An 18,492-nucleotide genomic window follows, 5' to 3' on the forward strand; every position below is an offset into this window, starting at 1 on the left:
TGAAGGTTTTCAGGCTGCCAAATACATGCTCAATTCCGATTCTTCTTTTATTGATTTCCTGATTATAGATTTTCAATTCAGGATCTAATTTACAGTGTCTTTTGGCTTTTAATGGTAACAGGCTATTCGGATACAACACATAAATCCCCTGATAGCCTTTATCTGCAAGGATAAAAGCCTTAAAAGGAATCTGGTTTAAATTGCGTTTGAACAACTCGAAATCATGCACTGCACCGCGACTGGTACATAAACTCAGAATTTGCTGAGTTTTGTAGTGAATCATGGCCTGTACTTTAAAGGTATGGGTCTTTTTCTTGCCGCTATAGCTTTTTTTCTGTTTTTTTAGGCCTTTGGATTGGAATTTCCGTGGCATCCACGATCACAACATTCCAGTCGATGCCTTCGCCCTCGGGTAAATCTTTGGGTAAATTAAACAGATTGGACCGAATCAGGCAGTCTTCAACATGACGGACAATTCTTGAGGCTGTGGGCTCTGAAATCCCGTAACTCGTCGCAACGTGAAATAAGGTTCGGTATTCCCGCCAATAGCTCAGACAGAGCAGAACCTGATCCTCCAGGCTTAACTTGGGCGGTCTGCCTTTGGCAGAGACATGCTTCTGCAATTGCTCAACCATCAAATAGAAAGTTGACCATGAGATGCCTGTGTATCGCTTGAACTGAGGATCAGAGAGCTTGTTTGAATCGATGTATTTCATCCGCAGATTATGCACGAATGCCAAGAAATCCGGAGTGCAAATATTAACCAAAAAGAAGATCGTTTTTTGATTTATGAAAGAGATCTTTTATCTTTATCTTTATCTTTTACCAGCCACTCACTCTTATCATTTCAAAAAATAATTTTTCATACTTTTAAAACATCCTCAAGAAAAGCCCCGATAAATATCTTTTAGCGAAATATAGATAATTACTTCAAGCTTGTTATTTTCAATAAGTAGTGTCGCAATGATGGTTTTCAGCATCGTTATTATTTATGGTTATGTTATAGGGCCAGCAATCTGGATCAGTGATCACATCAGACCAAAGCAAAGTTATCTCAATAAAGTCAGACAATATACAAAGCAGAATATTTAAAGAAACAATTAATCTAATTGAGAAGTAATTTAAAAACTCATTCTAATTTTATTTGAATTATTAAATTTCAGGCATAAAAAAACCGCTTAACGCGGTATCTTTTATCTCGACCATCTTTAAGGAGATGGTCGGAGCAGTAGGATTCGAACCTACGACCCCCTGGTCCCAAACCAGGTGCACTACCAGGCTGTGCTATGCTCCGATTTCAACTTTAAAAGTTGGGGTGAATGACGGGATTCGAACCCGCGACAACTGGAATCACAATCCAGGGCTCTACCAACTGAGCTACATCCACCATCATTTTGATTCTAAAATACCAGGCAACCAAATGGCGCGCCTGACAGGATTCGAACCTGTGACCATCCGCTTAGAAGGCGGATGCTCTATCCAACTGAGCTACAAGCGCTTTACCGATGATACTTATCATCCGCCTTGAAGAATTGGTCGGAGCAGTAGGATTCGAACCTACGACCCCCTGGTCCCAAACCAGGTGCACTACCAGGCTGTGCTATGCTCCGATTCATCTCAGCTTTCGTATCAAGCTAATCGCTTGGTACGGTGTGCATTCTAGGCGCGACGCCCAAAGACGTCAACACCTATATTTAAAAAAAATCAAAAAATCGCTTCAAGCGTATATTTATCAAGCATTTCAGACATTTTTTATACAAATTCTAACGTTTTAGACCTGCACTAAAGTCCAACATCCGGTCAAGTGGTAATTTTGCCCGTTCTGCCAAAGCAGGATCGACATGAATTTCCTGATCGCCATGTTGCAACACATGCAGAATACCATCAAGTTCATTCATCGCCATCCAAGGACAATGCGCACATGAGCGGCAGGTAGCTCCCTCGCCAGCAGTTGGTGCTTCAATCAGGATCTTGTTCGGTACAGCCTGCTGCATTTTGTAGAAAATACCGCGATCTGTTGCCACAATCAGTCGCTCATTAGGCAAAGTCTGAGCAGCTTTAATCAGTTGCGAGGTACTTCCAACTGCATCTGCAATTTCAACTACAGACATAGGAGATTCAGGATGTACCAGTACCGCAGCATCTGGATACAGCGCTTTCATATTGGCAATGCCACGTGACCGGAATTCTTCATGCACAATGCACGCACCATCCCATAGCAACATATCTGCACCGGTTTTCTTTTCAATATAACGACCAAGATGCTGATCTGGTGCCCAAATGATTTTTTCACCTAAGCTATCTAAATGCTCGATAATTTCTACTGCACAGCTTGACGTCACCACCCAGTCCGCACGTGCTTTTACAGCTGCCGAAGTATTGGCGTAAACCACTACAGTATGATCAGGATGAGCATCGCAGAACTTGGTAAATTCATCGACAGGACAGCCGAGATCCAGTGAACAGGTCGCTTCTAATGTTGGCATAAGTACAGTTTTATTCGGTGATAAAATTTTTGACGTTTCCCCCATAAATTTTACACCAGCGACGACCAGAGTGGACGCTGGATGATCGCGACCAAAACGAGCCATTTCCAATGAATCAGACACACAACCACCGGTGAGTTCTGCCAGTTCCTGAACCTCAGGATCACAGTAATAATGTGCGACCAGTACAGCATCACGCTTTTTAAGCTCTGCCTGGATCTGTGCAAACTTTTCCTGCTTGGCCTGTTCACTCAACTGATGCTCTTTCGTTTCACCCAGGCGGTCTAAATGTGCCTGCACAATTGATTTGGCTTCATTGGCTATCAGTTTGGTTGCATCATTCATAACAACATCTTCTCTTTTCCTATATGCCTGCCTTACGTCAGACATCCACCCTACATCACATACCGGTCAGTTTTGGCAATATGCCTTTTTTGACCATTCAATAAAAATTTAAAAAGTATAAAAAAGCCTCCAAACGGAGGCTTTTGAATTAAATCAGCATTATGAACGGTAGTCCGCATTGATTCGGACATAGTCATAAGACAGGTCACAGGTATAAACCGTATCTTTCGCTGTCCCTCGTCCAAGGTCAACACGAATGGTCATTTCTGCCTGAGACATCACTCGCGCACCAGCTTCTTCCGTATAATCTGCCGCTGCACCACCATCTTTACAGATTTGTACATCATCTAACCAAACCTGAATTTTTGCAACGTCTAAGTTTGCCACACCAGCATAACCAATCGCAGCCAGGATACGCCCCCAATTTGGATCAGAAGCAAAGATCGCTGTTTTTACCAGCGGAGAATGGGCAATACTATAGGCAATATCACAGCATTCTTGTGTATTTGCTCCACCCTCAACTGCCACAGTGATGAATTTGGTCGCGCCTTCACCATCACGTACGATCAATTGAGCCAAACGTTTCATGGTACGTGCAAGTACTTCAAGAACTACTGCATAACGTGGATCTTCAGTAAAGCTAATTTCAGCACCGCCCGCCTGTCCAGTCGCAATAAAAATACAAGAGTCATTGGTTGAAGTATCGCCATCAATGGTAATACGGTTGAATGACACGTTCACTGTTGTAGATAGCAACTGTTGAACCAGTTCACGGCTAATCGGTGCATCAGTGGCTACATACCCTAACATGGTCGCCATATTCGGACGAATCATGCCCGCACCTTTAGAAATACCAGTCATGGTATAGGTGATGCCATCCATTTCGAACTGTTCAGAAGCACCTTTTGGTGTGGTGTCTGTGGTCATGATCCCAGTCGCTGCATCTCCCCATGCATCATCACGCAATGAGTCTAGTGCTGGCTGTAAACCGCTCAATAGGCGCTCCATTGGTAGTTGCTCACCAATCACACCTGTTGAGAATGGAAGCACTTGCTCTGGTTTTACGCCAGCAAGCTCAGCAAGCTTTGCACAAGTTGCTTCTGCATTTGCCAGACCGGTTGGGCCTGTACCAGCATTTGCATTACCCGTATTAATCACTAAATAACGTGGATTGCCTACTGTCAAATGTGCCTTAGACACATGAACTGGTGCTGCACAAAAAGCATTTTGGGTAAATACACCTGCAACATTGGAGCCTTCAGCCAGTTCAAATATCACCAGGTCACGTCGGTTCTGATAGCGCACATACGCTTCTGCCGAACCAATTTTTACCCCTTTCACCACATGCATCTGTGGCATAGATACGTCACCAACTGCCATTTTAAAATGTCCAATATTGAAGTTTTAGAAAAATACAGCTTAGTTGATCTGAGACAAAAAATCGAGCCAAAGCCTGATAGACGCTCACTTTTCTTATGGTTTTTCACAATAAAAAACCAGTCATAGTGACTGGTTTTATTAAGCTCAGCAAAACTTAGTTTTTTGCCAGCTGGGCAGCTTCATTTAGCAATGCTTGTTTCGCCTGTTGCTGACTAGTCGCGGACAATGCCGGATTAGATGCCACAATACGATCAGCATTGGCTGCATTGGCAGCAGTAATTGCAGCAGTTTGTAGTACGATCGGACGGTTCGGATTGGCAAAGGTATAACGGATACCTGTACGAGGGCTTTCCACAGTCACCTGACCGCTTGCATCTACCTGAACAGGTGCAGTCGTTGGGCCAATGGCTTGTTTGACTTTATCTACAGTTGTGGTTTCTGAAGCTGCAAAACTCAATGTAGGGATTGCCAAAGCAGCAATCATCAACGGTTTTAATACTTTTTTCATTGTCTGTCCGCAATTTGATGTCCAATGAGCAACTAAATAACACTTAATGTTATGGACTGCAATTCAAAATGTGCTTTTGAAAAACTTTTTCACATAAAAAAATCAGAGCCCTAGAGCTCTGATTTTTTATATCACTTAAATTTTACCGTGACACTGTTTGTATTTCAGACCTGAACCACATGGACACGGTGCATTACGGCTTGCAGGCGCTTCAAATACCGGTGCAACTGAAGTTGTATTGGCATTTTGCAGGGTATGATCCTCTTCCCCACCCTCCAGCAGACTGTCAAATTCCTGATGAGACAACTGGATACGCATTGCTTCAGCCTGAGCCTGTTGCTGTGCTTCCATCTCAGCCAGTTCTTCAGCAGTTGGTACATGGATACGGGACAGGTCCATTACCACATCAGATTTGATCACACCCAGCATATTCACAAACAGGTTGTACGCTTCTTTCTTGTATTCCTGTTCCGGATTTTTCTGTGCATAACCACGTAGATGAATACCTTGACGCAGGTAATCCATCGCAGCCAGATGCTCTTTCCAATGACGATCCAGAGAATTCAACAGGAAGTGACGTTCCAAAGTTGCTGCAGATTCAGCACCCATCTGTTCACGACGTTCGCGGTAGCGATTAATCACCTCATCGGTAATACGTTCAACCAGACCTTCTTCATCCAGACGACGGTCCTGTTCTAACCATTGACCTATTGGTAATTCGAAGTTCAGGTCTTCTTTCAATGCCTGTTCCAGACCTTCAATATCCCACTGGTCATGAATAGATTCTGGCGGAACATAGTTGGCAATCATGCCCTTCATGACATCGCGGATCATTTCTTCGATGTAATCTTGTAAAGAGCTTTCAGCCAGAATATCATCACGTTGAGAATAAATGATCTTACGCTGTTCGTTATTTACGTCATCGTATTTCAACAGGTTCTTACGAATATCGAAGTTACGCGCTTCAACTTTACGCTGCGCATTTTCAATTGAGCGCGATACCATCTTGTGCTCAATCGCTTCATCTTCTTGCAGACCCATGGCACGCATCATGGCAATGATACGGTCACCTGCGAAGATACGCATCAAGTCATCTTCAAGTGACAGATAGAAACGGGATACACCCGGGTCGCCTTGACGACCGGCACGACCACGCAATTGGTTATCGATACGACGCGATTCGTGACGCTCAGAACCAATAATATGCAAGCCACCTGATGCCAATACGGCTTCATGGTTCTCTTCCCATTCAGCTTTCAAGCGAGCTTCATCTTCAGCTGTTGGATTTTCAATTTTAGCGAGTTTGGCTTTCCAGTTACCGCCCAGCAAAATATCGGTACCACGACCTGCCATGTTTGTGGCAATGGTTACTGCACGTGGTGCACCAGCTTGGGCAATAATATCTGCTTCACGTTCGTGCTGTTTTGCATTCAGAACTTCGTGCTGAATGCCCGCTTCTCGCAATTTGTCAGAAAGAATTTCAGAAGCTTCGATAGTTGCAGTACCAATTAGAATCGGTGCTACACCAGCTTCATGAACACGTTGAATCTCCTGAATAATGGCGTTGTATTTACCTTCACGATTCAGGTAAATCAAGTCATTCTGGTCATTACGGATCATCGGACGGTGGGTTGGAATCAGCACCACATCCAGACCATAAATTTCTTTCATTTCCGCAGCTTCAGTATCCGCTGTACCGGTCATACCAGACAGTTTTTTATAAAGACGGAAATAGTTCTGGAAAGTTGTGGTTGCAAGCGTCTGGTTTTCAGGCTGGATTTCCAGACCCTCTTTCGCTTCTACCGCTTGATGCAAACCTTCAGACCAGCGACGGCCCGGCATGGTACGACCCGTGTTCTCATCAACAATGATGACTTCACCTTCATGGATAATGTAATGCACATTGCGTTGATACAGGTAATGCGCACGAATTGCCGCAGTCACGTGGTGCACAAGATTCAGGTTAGATGCTGAATACAGACTCTCGCCTTCAGCTAGCAAACCCATAGAGATCAGTTCATTTTCAACAAATTCAAAACCGGTTTCGGTGATTTCTACAGAACGCTGTTTTTCATCAATCCAGAAATGACCGCCATCCGGCACTTTCTCTTCTTTTTGCGGATGTAATTTTGGTGGAATACTATTGATTGCAGAATAAAGCTGAGAAGAGTCTTCACTTTGACCAGAAATGATCAATGGTGTACGTGCTTCATCGATCAGAATCGAATCGACCTCATCGATAATCGCATAAGTCAGACCACGCTGCTTTTTCTCTGCCAGCGAGAACACCATGTTGTCACGCAGATAGTCAAAACCGAATTCGTTATTGGTACCGTACGTGATATCGGCTTTATAAGCTTCAGCTTTTTCTGCCGGGTTTTGCATGGAGTAAATGATACCAATGCTCAAACCCAAGAATTCGAATAATGGACGGTTTAACTCAGCATCACGCTGTGCCAGGTAATCGTTCACAGTAATGACATGTACGCCCTGACCACTTAAAGCATTCAGATAACAGGCCAAGGTACCCATCAGGGTTTTACCTTCACCAGTACGCATCTCGGCAATTTTGCCTTCATGCAGGGTAATACCACCGATCAGCTGTACGTCGTAATGACGCATTCCCATAATACGTTTACCTGCTTCACGGCAGACCGCAAACGCTTCAGGGAGTAATTTATCTAGACTTTCGCCGTTATTATATCGTTGTTTGAATTCTTCAGTTTTTGCAGATAAGTCTGCATCGCTTAGGGCTGATATCGTCGGCTCGAGCGCATTAATCTTTTCTACGATTTTACGCATGCGTTTGAGTTCGCGCTCATTTTTGGTACCGAAGATTCCTCCGATCAGACTTGCCAACATGAATAGACTCTCTAAATCTTGCTTGTCAAATGAATATGTTCTTAGTCGTTTATTATGGTGCTAGAAATTTGAACTACAAGGGTTTTAATAAAAAAACCTTATTCCAGCTTCCAGCCCGGAGATCTAAGGCAACGTAATGTAGCAAATTTTGAACACGCAATATAGTAAAATGCATGGCTGTTTGATTCAAAAGCAGATAGATGGATTTTATCTTTATGCACTTTTTCTCATAAGAAAAGCTAAAAACGCTATTTTTAATTATAAAAAAACTGGTTCATATTAGTTTTATCCAAACCAATAACAGAATTTTGAGGCACATATCATGACTTTACGTTTAGGCGATACCGCACCGAACTTTGAACAACAATCAAGCGAAGGTCTAATTAATTTCTATGACTTTTTAGGTGATAGCTGGGGCATTCTGTTCTCGCATCCAGCGGACTATACGCCAGTATGTACCACTGAACTTGGCTTTACTGCAAAGCTTAAAGATGAATTTGAAAAGCGTGGTATAAAAGCTATCGCCTTATCCGTAGATGATGTAGATTCACATCATGGCTGGATCAAAGACATTAATGAAACTCAAAATACCAGCGTGAATTTTCCGATCATTGCAGATCAGGACCGTAAGGTGTCTACCCTATATGATTTTATTCACCCCAATGCAAGTGAAACACTGACCGTACGTTCTCTGGTGATCATTGATCCGAACAAGAAAGTGCGTCTGATCATCACTTACCCCGCATCGACTGGTCGTAACTTCCACGAAATTCTACGTGTGGTTGATTCACTTCAGTTGACTGATAACCATAAAGTGGCAACGCCTGCCAACTGGCAACAGGGCGATGATGTAGTGATTGTTCCTTCATTGAAAGACGAGGAAGAAATCAAACAGCGCTTCCCTAAAGGTTATAAGGCAGTAACTCCTTACCTGCGTTTAACGCCCCAGCCTGAGCAAAATTAAAAGGACTCCTTTTTAATTTTGCGCAAGACAAACGAAGTGCGTAGTAAAGGATCAGCAAGGCGCTGCCTTGCCCTGAGGAATATTCCGCAAGAAGACGAGAAGCTATGCTTCGAGTTAAAACTAAAGCGTTGCTTTAGTTTTTCGCAAGACAAGCGAAGCGCGTAGTTTCCAAATAGAAACCATGTTCCGTCCTGAGGAATATATTCCGCATGCAGACGAGAAGCCATGCTTCAAGCGGTAAACTAAAGCCGAGTTGCTCATTAAACTAAAATTAAGCTGTAATCAACTCTCCACCATGGAAATCAAGATAGTCAAAATCATAAATATTCATTTCGATGTTTTGATTAAAACCCATTGACGAGCCGGGTTATCGAGCTTTCTATTAAGCCTGTCTTCAGACAGGCTTTTTCTTTGTGAAAAGTTTTATTCTGTTTAAAATAGTGATTAAAACTACAATTCAGAGCACCATGAAAAATTATTATTCATTTTTTATCGTTTCTATCTTTGCCTTAGCTGGCTGTATGACTACACCTGCCTTGCCAGAATATCAGCGTCCTGCGCATTGGGGACAGGAAATTCATCAACAATATAATTTCTATCAGATTAGTAATGAACTCTATCGCAGTGAACAGCCCAGCCATGAACTGAAGCCTTTGTTGAAACAGTATGACATTGATGTGGTCATTAACCTGCGTTCACGTGATAAAGATTCTGAAATACTCGACAATGAAAATCTAAAGCTGAGACATATACCCATTCATACCTGGGCTATGCAAAGTGAAGATTTACTCAAGGTGATGCAGCTGATTCAGCAGGCACGGCAAAATAATGAAAAGGTATTATTACACTGCTATCACGGTTCTGATCGTACCGGTGCCAGTGTAGCCATGTACCGGATTATTTTTCAGAACTGGAGTATTGATGATGCGGTAAAAGAAATGAAACATGGCGGTTATGGTTTTCACAGTATCTGGCGCAATATTGAAAAATTATTTACCCCTGAAAATGTAAAATGGATCCGAGAGCAACTCACGGATCCATCTGTTTAAAGCAGACTTAAATTAACGTTTATCTAAAGGCACCCAATCGTTAACCCAGGCTGATTTCATGTTCAGACTGGCATCAGAGGCGATTTTCTTACGGATCGCATCAGCTGCTTCACGGTCTTTCGATGGACCCACCATAATCCGTATTCCTTTTGAGGTTGGGCTCTTGGTCACCTTATAGCCTTTGGCACGCAGTTTTGCGGCAATTGCATCAGCATTGGCTTCATTGGCAGCCAGTGCCACCTGAACCATCCACTGCTTGTCATCTTCACCTTCTAGCAACTTACGTGCTTTTTCAGCTTCAGCCTTTTTCTTGGCTTCTTCAGCTTTACGTTTTTCCTCAGCCTTACGTTTCTCTTCGGCAGCTTTTTGTTCAGCTTCTTTCTTCTCAGCCGCTTTACGCTGTTCTTCTGCTTTCTGCTGTTCGGCTTTATGCTTTTCTTCCGCCTTACGTTTTTCTTCAGCAGCTTTGCGCTCAGCCTCTTTCTTCTCAGCCGCTTTACGCTCTTCTGCCTTGCGCTTTTCCTCTGCAGCTTTACGCTCAGCTTCTTTCTTCACAGCATCAGAAGAATCTTGCTGCTGGGTTAAATTCTGTTGCTCAAGCTTTTTTTGCGCGGCCGCTTTGTCTTCGGCTAAACGTTTCTGTTTGGTCTGTTCATCTTCTACCAGTTCTGGCGGAATATTGTCTGAGCTTTGCTGGCCCATACGGTGTGCATTTAGGGCAGCATATTCTTCAGCCGCCTTACGTGCTGCATCCGCTTCAGCCTGCTGTTGCATCGCCAGGAATTCTGCTGCACGTGCTTCCTGCTCAGCTACGGCCTTTTCACGGTCACGGCGCTGCTGCTCCAGAAGACGTTTTTCAGTTTCAACATCTACCGTCAATGAACTCGGACCACCTACATCCCGACTTTCTACCTGAGCTGGCTGTTCTGGCACATTCACACTATGATGATCAATTTCTGCTTTGCCTTTCAGGAGTAATGCTGCCAATAAAACACCACCACCTAATAAAACAACGCCTCCCATCCAGCGTTGTTTGTTATTCATTGACATTCTTCCAAATACTCCCATACCGCTTCTAACGTATGAAATGAACCACACACTAAGATCAGCTGATTATTATTCGTTTCATCCAGCGCTGATTGAAAAGCTAATTTAACATTGTTATAGGTTTCCACCGCTTGCCCGGCTAAAGCATCAGTCAATACCGACAGCTCTGCTGCACGTGGAACATTTAACGGTGCAATTTTCCATAATCGGATACTGTCTTTCAATAACCCGACTACAGAATTTATATCTTTATCACCTAACATCGAAAAGACACAGACTACTTCCGAAATCTGCGAATGATGATTTAAATAGTGACTTAACTGTTTTAACAGGAATTCGACCCCATGCGGATTATGCCCGGCATCAAATATCACAGTTTTATTTGTAATTTCACGAATCTCAAAACGACCTGGCAATTTTGCCGTCTGAATTCCTTGTGCAATGGCTTCCTGACTGACTTCCAGACCACTCACCAGAATTGCTGCAACAGCTGTCGAGATATTATCCAGTGCCAATGAACCTGTCGGAAGTTTCAGTGTTGTCCCGGAAGATGCAAAGCCCCAGGATGCACCATCTTCAAAGGCTTCATAAAAATAATCACGATTGATGGCATATAACGGCGCTGTACATTCGGCAGCCTTATCTAAAATCGCTTGAGGAATGTCCTGCTGTCCGCCAAAAACCACCGGAATATTTGAACGGATAATGCCGGCTTTTTCAAAGGCAATTTTTTCAATAGTATCACCGAGCCAGTCGGTATGGTCCAGACCAATATTGGTAATCACTGCAACGTCTGGATTGACGACATTGACCACGTCCAGACGACCACCCAACCCTACTTCCAGCACCCATACATCACACGCTTCATTTTTAAAAATAACAAAGGCAGCGAGTGTGGTTGCTTCAAAGAAAGACAGGTTCAAACCACATTCGCGGCGAGCCTGATCAACTTCAACAAAAGCATCTACCAGCAACTGATCTTCAACTTCAATACCGCATAGTTTGACGCGCTCATTAAAGCGATACACATGCGGGGATTGATACAGACCCACCTTCAAACCTTGTGCATTTAGAATGGCGGCCAAGGTGGTCGTGGTCGAACCTTTACCATTGGTTCCAGCAACGGTCAGCACTTTGGCTTCAGGCTGTGTAACGCCCAGCTTTTCAGCGACTGGAATGACCCGTTCCAGACCTAAATCAATACCCGTAACGTGAACATGGCTCCAATAATCGAGCCATGTATCTAAAGAATCTGTTGCTAAAGGTGCTGCTGTGTTCAAGGCAAATTCATCAATTTCGTGACAATACGATAGACTGTATCACGTAATGCATGACGGTGAACAATTTGGTCGATCACACCATGATCAAGCAAATATTCTGCACGTTGGAAAGGTTCTTCCAGCTTTTCACGTACTGTTTGTTCGATGACACGTTTACCCGCAAAACCGATCATTGCTTTCGGTTCAGCAATATGCACATCACCTAACATAGCCAGAGATGCAGTTACACCACCATAAACCGGATGGGTAAGCACGACTACGTATGGCAGACCTGCTTCTTTCAGACGCTGGATTGCAGCTGATGTACGAGCCATCTGCATCAAAGACAACATGCCTTCCTGCATACGTGCTCCACCTGAAGCGGCAAAACAGATCAATGGCTGTTGAAGTTCAATCGCACGTTCAGCGGCTTGCACAAAACGGTCACCCACCACAGTACCCATTGAACCGCCCATGAAATCAAATTCAAAAGCAGTTGCAATCATTGCTACGCCTTTCAGCTGACCCTGCATCACAACTAAGGCTTCAGTTTCACCCGTTTTCTTTTGTGCTTCCGACATACGCTCAGGATAAGCTTTGCTGTCGACAAATTTCAGTGGATCTTTGGCCGTAAATTCCTGACCCATTTCAGTCTGTACCTGATCAAAGAACCAGTTCAGACGGTCACGTGCCTTCATTCTCAGATGTTCATCACATTGTGGACAAACATAGGCATTAAATGACATCGCGGTACGTGTCACCAAAGCATGACATTCTGGGCACTCAATCGTTGGCTCAGTAAATGTCGCCTTAAGTGCGGTTTGCTCATCAGGAACATCAATACCTGGAACTGTACGTTCCGTCCATGGGGTCGATGGGCTCAGAATTTTGCCTGATTTGACTGGTTGACTCATACTAACTCATCGAGCGCTGCTCGAAGCTCCTTGACTTTATTCACCGTTTCGACAACGGCTTGTTCTGGCGCGAGCGTTGCAAACTGCTTCACGAACGCACTTCCTACAATCACTGCATCGGCAGCAACACCCATCGCTTTCGCAGATGCGGCATCACTGATACCAAAACCAACGCCAACAGGAACATCTGTCTCGGTCTTAATTTTCTGAATGCGAGCGGCAGCTTCAGATACATCTAAAGTTGCTGCACCGGTCACCCCTTTTAGTGACACATAGTAAATAAAGCCGCTGGCCTGTTTTACCACGTGCTGAATACGGGCATCGGTTGAAGTTGGCGCCAGCAGGAAGATTTGATCCATGTCGTATTTTTGCAATACGATTTTCAAATCATCTGCTTCTTCAGGTGGCAGATCCACCAGAAGTACACCATCGACTCCACATTCATGAGCATAAGCCACGAACTTTTCATAGCCAATCACTTCAACAGGGTTTAAATAACCCATCAGAACCACAGGAGTTTCGTTATCTTTCTGACGAAACTCTTTCACCATTTCCAGAGCATTCAGGGTATTGGTTCCGCCTGCAAGTGCGCGTTCAGCAGCAAGTGCAATCACGGGACCATCCGCCATCGGATCTGAAAATGGAAGACCCAGTTCAATCACATCGACACCGGCATCTACCATTTGATGGAGCAGAGGTACAGTCACCTCAGGATGCGGGTCACCAGCCATAACATAAGAAACTAAAGCTTTACGTTGTTGAGATTTAAGTTGTCCAAATCGTGTGGCTAAACGTGACATAGGGTTGTGCGTTCCTTAACGTGTTTTCAAACTTGAAGCGTTGACTATTGTAGAAATACAAGACACCGCATTGTAACGCTATTTTTTGTTCATTGAACAGTACACAGCGAAGCGGTATTGTATTTCATTTCCTGCGCGAAGATTTCAGAACAACCCGAAAGACAGTATTTACGAATATTTTGATTTTTTTCTCAATGATCAAAGATGACTAATTTCGCTATTCTGTAAAATATTGAATGTTTAGATAAACTTATTTTTATCACTAAAAATTGAATAAAAACACAGGTGTTAGCGCATATATTTAAAGTTTTCTGAAATTGCAAAACCTGCTTTATACTACGCGCACTTTTTTACTTTTCTATCTCCTATGCAGACTGATTCAGAAGCTACAGTGCAGGCACGGGCCATTGCACTGTTGCCGCTTATTGTATTTTTAACAATCTTTTTAGGCAGCGGGATTTATCACACCATGATCGGAACCGAGTTCGCGTTCTATCAGGTGAAAGCGCCTGTTGCTGCCCTGCCTGCGATTATCTTGGCTGCATTAGTGTATCGCGGCAAACTCAACCAGGGTATTGAAGAATTTCTTAAAGGTGCCAGTCACCCTAACCTGATTCTGATGTTCATGGTGTTTATGCTGGCGGGAGCATTTGCCAGTGTTAGCAGTGCTATTGGCAGTGTCGATGCCACCGTGCAAATGGGCCTGTCGGTGATTCCACCAGAATTTGTCTTGCCGATGCTATTTATTATTTCGGCATTCATTGCCACCGCAATGGGCACTTCAATGGGAACGATTGCTGCCTGTGCACCGATTGCCTTTGGCTTTACTCAAGCCACAGATATTACCGTGATTCATGCCATTGGTGCTGTCGTCGGTGGTGCGATGTTTGGTGATAACCTGTCGATGATCTCGGATACTACGATTGCGGCGACCAGCAGCCAGAAAGTCCAGCTACGGGACAAGTTCCGGGTCAATGTCTGGATTGCGGTGCCGGCATCAATTGTCACTATTGCGATTTATTTCTTTCACACCAGTACAACAAGCAGCGTGGAATATAAGGAGTTTAACTGGCTATTAGTCCTGCCTTATATTGCGGTTTTTGTCTTGGCCTTTAGTCGTCTGCATGTACTTGCGGTCTTGGCAATTGGCGTATTGCTATCGGGCTTATTTGGTCTGTTCGCGACATCAGAGTTTGACCTGCTCAAACTGAATACTTCAATTTATGATGGTTTTGTGGGGATGTTCGAAGTCGCTTTGCTATCGATGTTCCTCGGTGGCTTGTCCGCCATCATGCAACGTGAAGGCGGTTTACGCTGGCTGATCGAACGGATCTATGCGCTAACCAGTTTATTTAAAGTTGGCCGTCAACGTGCCGGTGAAATTGGTATCAGTTTTCTGGTAATTTTCTCGAACCTGTTTGTGGCCAATAATACCGTGGCGATCATCTTGTCTGGTGATATGGCACGTGAAGTGGCAAAAGAATATGGCGTTGATCCAAAACGGTCTGCTGCCTTGATGGATATTTTCTCTTGTGTAGTTCAAGGCCTGATTCCTTACGGCGCACAGCTATTGCTGGCCTGTTCGATTGCCAAGCTGTCTCCGGTAGAATTGATTGGTGGCGTTTATTATTGCTGGATTCTAGCGATCTTTGCAGTACTGGCAATTGCGTTTAGGTTTCCCCGACTCAAAGCAAATGCTTAAGCAGTAAAAGTAAAAATCAGCGATCCTTATGGATGGCTTTTTTATTTCTATTTTTCTTCCTTTGTTTTGAAGAGTTTTCGTGCCTGTAAAAGTGTTTGCCCAGTTGCAGCTTTATAGGCACGCGCCAATGCAGATTGATCAGAATAATCCAGCTGCTGAGCAATTTCAGTCAGGCTAAGTCCCTGCTGTAATAGCGTCTCACAGCGTTTCATTCGCTCCTGTTCCAGCAACTTTTTAAAGGAACTGCCCTGCTTGCTTAAATAACGCTGCAAGCTGCGTGATGACATCCATAGCTGCTGTGCCAGTTGCTCAATTTTAATTGCTTGATATTCAGTACGTAGCTGATCAGCAATAATTTTTCGTGCCTGCTGTAATATTGATTCATTTGAAGACCTGGTAGCAATGGCTTCTTCAGCCTGGCGGACGAGCAGCTGTAACAGCATCGGATCAGCCTGTTCTGACCTGAATTGTAAATCTTGTAAGTCCAGCTCAAAACTATAATAGGCCTGAGAAAAACGCACGTCCACGCCAAAGAATTTCTGATAATGCCGTTGTGCCATCAACGGTACATGAGCTAACCGAACACAACGTAGTACCAGCGGATGATCCTGTAAAATATAACGACCCAGTTGCACCATCGCTGCAATCGTTAATTCATTCAGCAACTGATATTTCTCATGCAAAAAATCCCAGTACAGTTCAATACTTTGTTCATGCTGTTTTATCTGCAGAGGGACAAACTCACTACCATCCACTACTAGCCGTTGAAAACGCATGATATAACCGATCATCTCGGAAATACTGCTACTTTTCGAGGCCATATAACCCAATACCCCAAAATGCTCCGGACGAATAGACTGGACAATTTCAAAAATTAATTGCGGACAATGCAGATACGTTTGGGTTCTTTCAATAACTGTGTTTAATAACTCAAGAGGAACTTCAGTATCAAAAGGCTGGTCAATTAAATGGCGCAATGAGGTATTTAGATCTTTAAGAAAATCAGCCTGCAGGGGTTCTATATCCAGGCCGCGCAGATGCGTAGCCCACAGTTGAATATAACCATTTGATATTCGTATGTCCTGCATGTGTAATTCTCTATGAGTGCAGCAATTTGACAAGCTTTATTTTCATTTGGCGTAAAATGTATAAAAATTGGCAATAACTGTCAAAACAATTTGTGTAATAGTCGACATACTGTCAGCATCGACATCAACAAGAATGACAAAAGATGAATGCACCATTAAAAACAACTGTACAGCCGGTGGTTCGCACCAATCTTGACTTTAAACTTGATGAAATTCCTCGCTTCTGGTTTGGCGGTGATCCTTTCCTAACCCGTATGTTTGACGCCTTGAGCCTGACTTTTCCGGATGGTGAACGCTACTTCATTCAAAGCGTACGCCTATTTCGCGATAAAATTACCGATCCTGACCTGCAAAAACGGGTAGCAGACTTTATCCGTCAGGAAGCACAACATGGTATTGCCCATGAAAAGATGAACCAGATCATGAAACAGCAAGGTATGCCAGTAGATCAATTCATTCAGCGTTTAAACAGAATTTTTAAATTCGAACTGGAAAAACGCTCACCTCAATACAACATTGCCATGACCGCTGCGGCTGAGCATATGACTGCGCTGATGGCAGAAACCTTCTATGCTTATAAAGACACCTTGAAAGAAGCGCATCCTTATGTGCGTGCCCTGTTTGCCTGGCATGCAATCGAGGAAATGGAACATCGTGATGTTGCGTTTGATGTAATGAAACAAGTGGGCGATGTACCAGAAAATCTACGAAAGTTCACCTTAGCATGGACCAGTGTATTGATGATCGGCTTTACCATTTATCGGGCCAATGTGATGTTAAAGCATGACGGGTTTACGCCACGCCAACGTCTGCAGATGAATATTCGCGGCCTGCCATGGTTCTTTGGTAAAAAAGGCAAGCTGACCCGTATGGGCAAACAGTATCGTGACTGGTTTAAAAAGGATTTCCATCCTAGCCAGCATCCTGTAATTGCTCAATACGACGTCTGGGTAAAAACACTGAGTGAAACCGATGATCCAATTCAGGCTGGTGAAGCATTCTGGCGAGCAGCTAAAGACTAAAAAAATAAAAGTAAGAAAATAAAAAAGCCTTTAACTAAAGGCTTTTTTCTTGCTGATGATTACCATTTGGCATAATGCTGTTCAAGCAAAGCATATTCATCTAGCAATACATATTCCTGATCATCCTGCTGAATGGTCCCGGATACTCGTGCCTGCCATTGGCTAAACTGGCTACCGACCAGACGCAGATTCAGATTTTCATAACGGCGCCAGCCCGTCGTCACACGCAAATTTAGCTTCTCATCCAGTGAGTGTATACTCCACTGATTTTCTGATTCCTGCTGAAACAGCACGTCGGTCAAGGCATAAATCTTGCCGTTAACCCATAGACAGTTTTCATTGCCAAAGCTTTCATTTACGCCTGATGCAAGATTAATTCCAATCCGGTTCTGCTTGGTATCCCAAAAATTACAGGATAACCAGAACCATGCTGTTTCGGGACGCAAAAAACCACAGGTATCATCCAGTGAAGCAAAGGTACGTTCATTAAACTGGATGGTCTGCCCTTGTTTGTTAACAAAATGTCCTTCACAGCCCAAAGTCGTTAATTTCTGGGTATAAGTCCAGCCATTAATACCTGTTGGACTACACATACTGAGTGGATCTGTTCCGGCACAGAAAATCCGGGCACTCAGCTTTATATCTCCATATTTGGTCACAGTGATATAACGCACACCATTGGCATGCTGAATTTCAATCTGGTATGGAGATTTATGAAAATAACTATGATTAAACAGCGGCTGTTCATCTAAAACAGTGTGACGTGACAGAAAATTGATCGCATTCCATTCCCGCACTTCATTGGTCTGATGATCATAGATATAGAAGAAACCATGCCCTGCCCAGGCAATATCAGCGATCGCTACGCCAATACTGTAGTGTTCATGCTGAATGCTACAGAATTTGAATTTTTTGTATTTAAGATGCTTACGCCAGCCGGCAACAATCTGGCCATAAGGAGTTTTGTACTGGTAAGCATTGTAATCGATACTTTTGGGAATCTCTTTGAAACGTCCGTAACGGGGTTGTCCATTTGCCTGAATTAAATCCATATAAGGCATTCCAT

16 protein-coding genes and 4 tRNA genes are annotated in these 18,492 nt (G+C 43.7%); 4 read left to right on the forward strand and 16 right to left on the reverse strand.

The features are described 5' to 3' along the window. The 10 genes from ACS72_RS09395 to secA all read right to left on the reverse strand — a co-directional run. Positions 1-373 (reverse strand): transposase family protein (locus ACS72_RS09395; protein ID WP_048881957.1); only part of this gene is annotated, 373 nt, incomplete at its 3' end. Further along, positions 321-716 carry a transposase family protein gene (locus tag ACS72_RS17475; protein ID WP_081405847.1) on the reverse strand — a complete coding sequence of 132 codons (396 nt, stop codon included), beginning with the start codon at positions 714-716 and terminating at the stop codon, positions 321-323. The genes ACS72_RS17475 and ACS72_RS09395, both read right to left, overlap by 53 nt. Before the next feature lie 501 nt (positions 717-1,217). Further along, positions 1,218-1,294: transfer RNA gene (locus ACS72_RS09400), tRNA-Pro, on the reverse strand. Between the two features lie 17 nt (positions 1,295-1,311). Then, positions 1,312-1,387 (reverse strand) — tRNA-His (locus ACS72_RS09405). Between the two features lie 34 nt (positions 1,388-1,421). Next, positions 1,422-1,498: transfer RNA gene (locus ACS72_RS09410), tRNA-Arg, on the reverse strand. A gap of 35 nt (positions 1,499-1,533) precedes the next feature. Beyond that, positions 1,534-1,610: transfer RNA gene (locus ACS72_RS09415), tRNA-Pro, on the reverse strand. Between the two features lie 153 nt (positions 1,611-1,763). Continuing rightward, entirely contained in the window at positions 1,764-2,831 is a 1,068-nt protein-coding gene (nadA, locus tag ACS72_RS09420) for a quinolinate synthase NadA (protein ID WP_048881958.1), read from the reverse strand. Between the two features lie 159 nt (positions 2,832-2,990). Further along, positions 2,991-4,211 (reverse strand): bifunctional glutamate N-acetyltransferase/amino-acid acetyltransferase ArgJ, encoded by a 1,221-nt coding sequence (gene argJ, locus ACS72_RS09425; RefSeq protein WP_048881959.1) that lies wholly within the window; start codon positions 4,209-4,211, stop codon positions 2,991-2,993. Positions 4,212-4,365: 154 nt separating this feature from the next. Beyond that, on the reverse strand, positions 4,366-4,719 hold the full coding sequence (locus ACS72_RS09430) for a hypothetical protein (protein ID WP_048881960.1): 354 nt from the start codon (positions 4,717-4,719) through the stop codon (positions 4,366-4,368). Positions 4,720-4,854: 135 nt separating this feature from the next. Beyond that, the gene (secA, locus tag ACS72_RS09435; RefSeq protein WP_048881961.1) at positions 4,855-7,581 is read right to left on the reverse strand and encodes a preprotein translocase subunit SecA; all 2,727 of its coding nucleotides are present in this window, start codon (positions 7,579-7,581) and stop codon (positions 4,855-4,857) included. Between the two features lie 322 nt (positions 7,582-7,903). Here secA and ACS72_RS09440 point away from each other — a divergent pair, with 322 nt between their 5' ends. Further along, positions 7,904-8,545, forward strand: coding sequence for a peroxiredoxin (locus ACS72_RS09440; protein WP_048881962.1), 642 nt, complete (start codon positions 7,904-7,906; stop codon positions 8,543-8,545). Positions 8,546-9,012: 467 nt separating this feature from the next. Then, positions 9,013-9,594, forward strand: a complete 582-nt coding sequence (locus ACS72_RS09445; protein ID WP_171249858.1) for a dual specificity protein phosphatase family protein — start codon at positions 9,013-9,015, stop codon at positions 9,592-9,594. Positions 9,595-9,606: 12 nt separating this feature from the next. On the opposite strand, the gene ACS72_RS09450 is transcribed toward ACS72_RS09445, so the two are convergent. From ACS72_RS09450 to trpA, 4 genes are read right to left on the reverse strand one after another with little or no spacing between them, the layout of a single operon-like run. Then, complete coding sequence (locus ACS72_RS09450; protein ID WP_048881964.1) at positions 9,607-10,638, reverse strand: SPOR domain-containing protein; 1,032 nt, start codon at positions 10,636-10,638, stop codon at positions 9,607-9,609. Further along, positions 10,635-11,921 (reverse strand): bifunctional tetrahydrofolate synthase/dihydrofolate synthase, encoded by a 1,287-nt coding sequence (folC, locus tag ACS72_RS09455; protein ID WP_048881965.1) that lies wholly within the window; start codon positions 11,919-11,921, stop codon positions 10,635-10,637. The genes ACS72_RS09450 and folC overlap by 4 nt, the downstream gene beginning before the upstream one ends. Continuing rightward, positions 11,918-12,814 (reverse strand): acetyl-CoA carboxylase, carboxyltransferase subunit beta, encoded by an 897-nt coding sequence (gene accD / locus ACS72_RS09460; protein ID WP_048881966.1) that lies wholly within the window; start codon positions 12,812-12,814, stop codon positions 11,918-11,920. Before accD ends, folC begins: the two co-directional genes overlap by 4 nt. After that, positions 12,811-13,614 (reverse strand): tryptophan synthase subunit alpha, encoded by an 804-nt coding sequence (gene trpA / locus ACS72_RS09465; RefSeq protein ID WP_004891514.1) that lies wholly within the window; start codon positions 13,612-13,614, stop codon positions 12,811-12,813. Before trpA ends, accD begins: the two co-directional genes overlap by 4 nt. A gap of 367 nt (positions 13,615-13,981) precedes the next feature. On the opposite strand from trpA, the gene ACS72_RS09470 reads away from it, so the two are divergent. After that, on the forward strand, positions 13,982-15,316 hold the full coding sequence (locus ACS72_RS09470) for a Na+/H+ antiporter NhaC family protein (RefSeq protein WP_048881967.1): 1,335 nt from the start codon (positions 13,982-13,984) through the stop codon (positions 15,314-15,316). A 47-nt stretch (positions 15,317-15,363) separates the two neighbouring features. Here the strand turns inward: ACS72_RS09470 and ACS72_RS09475 are convergent, their stop codons facing one another. Further along, the gene (locus tag ACS72_RS09475; protein WP_048881968.1) at positions 15,364-16,404 is read right to left on the reverse strand and encodes an AraC family transcriptional regulator; all 1,041 of its coding nucleotides are present in this window, start codon (positions 16,402-16,404) and stop codon (positions 15,364-15,366) included. 143 nt (positions 16,405-16,547) lie between these two features. Between ACS72_RS09475 and ACS72_RS09480 the strand changes: the two genes are divergently transcribed. Further along, positions 16,548-17,426, forward strand: a complete 879-nt coding sequence (locus tag ACS72_RS09480; protein WP_008304233.1) for a metal-dependent hydrolase — start codon at positions 16,548-16,550, stop codon at positions 17,424-17,426. A 59-nt stretch (positions 17,427-17,485) separates the two neighbouring features. Here the strand turns inward: ACS72_RS09480 and ACS72_RS09485 are convergent, their stop codons facing one another. Then, positions 17,486-18,478 (reverse strand): DUF2804 domain-containing protein, encoded by a 993-nt coding sequence (locus tag ACS72_RS09485; RefSeq protein ID WP_008304231.1) that lies wholly within the window; start codon positions 18,476-18,478, stop codon positions 17,486-17,488. Between the last annotated feature and the right edge of the window lie 14 nt (positions 18,479-18,492).

It is taken from the genome of Acinetobacter sp. VT 511 (genome assembly GCF_001077515.1).
In the GTDB taxonomy this organism is placed as follows: domain Bacteria; phylum Pseudomonadota; class Gammaproteobacteria; order Pseudomonadales; family Moraxellaceae; genus Acinetobacter; species Acinetobacter schindleri.

Excerpts from the sequence above, each read along its gene's own strand:
- trpA (WP_004891514.1), bottom strand. The coding sequence starts at position 13,614 with ATGTCACGTTTAGCCACACGATTTGGACAACTTAAATCTCAACAACGT.
- ACS72_RS09480 (WP_008304233.1), top strand. The coding sequence starts at position 16,548 with ATGAATGCACCATTAAAAACAACTGTACAGCCGGTGGTTCGCACCAAT.
- ACS72_RS09440 (WP_048881962.1), top strand. The coding sequence starts at position 7,904 with ATGACTTTACGTTTAGGCGATACCGCACCGAACTTTGAACAACAATCA.
- ACS72_RS09445 (WP_171249858.1), top strand. The coding sequence starts at position 9,013 with ATGAAAAATTATTATTCATTTTTTATCGTTTCTATCTTTGCCTTAGCT.
- ACS72_RS17475 (WP_081405847.1), bottom strand. The coding sequence starts at position 716 with ATGAAATACATCGATTCAAACAAGCTCTCTGATCCTCAGTTCAAGCGA.
- ACS72_RS09430 (WP_048881960.1), bottom strand. The coding sequence starts at position 4,719 with ATGAAAAAAGTATTAAAACCGTTGATGATTGCTGCTTTGGCAATCCCT.
- accD (WP_048881966.1), bottom strand. The coding sequence starts at position 12,814 with ATGAGTCAACCAGTCAAATCAGGCAAAATTCTGAGCCCATCGACCCCA.
- ACS72_RS09485 (WP_008304231.1), bottom strand. The coding sequence starts at position 18,478 with ATGGATTTAATTCAGGCAAATGGACAACCCCGTTACGGACGTTTCAAA.
- ACS72_RS09450 (WP_048881964.1), bottom strand. The coding sequence starts at position 10,638 with ATGAATAACAAACAACGCTGGATGGGAGGCGTTGTTTTATTAGGTGGT.
- ACS72_RS09470 (WP_048881967.1), top strand. The coding sequence starts at position 13,982 with ATGCAGACTGATTCAGAAGCTACAGTGCAGGCACGGGCCATTGCACTG.
- nadA (WP_048881958.1), bottom strand. The coding sequence starts at position 2,831 with ATGAATGATGCAACCAAACTGATAGCCAATGAAGCCAAATCAATTGTG.
- ACS72_RS09475 (WP_048881968.1), bottom strand. The coding sequence starts at position 16,404 with ATGCAGGACATACGAATATCAAATGGTTATATTCAACTGTGGGCTACG.
- secA (WP_048881961.1), bottom strand. The coding sequence starts at position 7,581 with ATGTTGGCAAGTCTGATCGGAGGAATCTTCGGTACCAAAAATGAGCGC.
- argJ (WP_048881959.1), bottom strand. The coding sequence starts at position 4,211 with ATGGCAGTTGGTGACGTATCTATGCCACAGATGCATGTGGTGAAAGGG.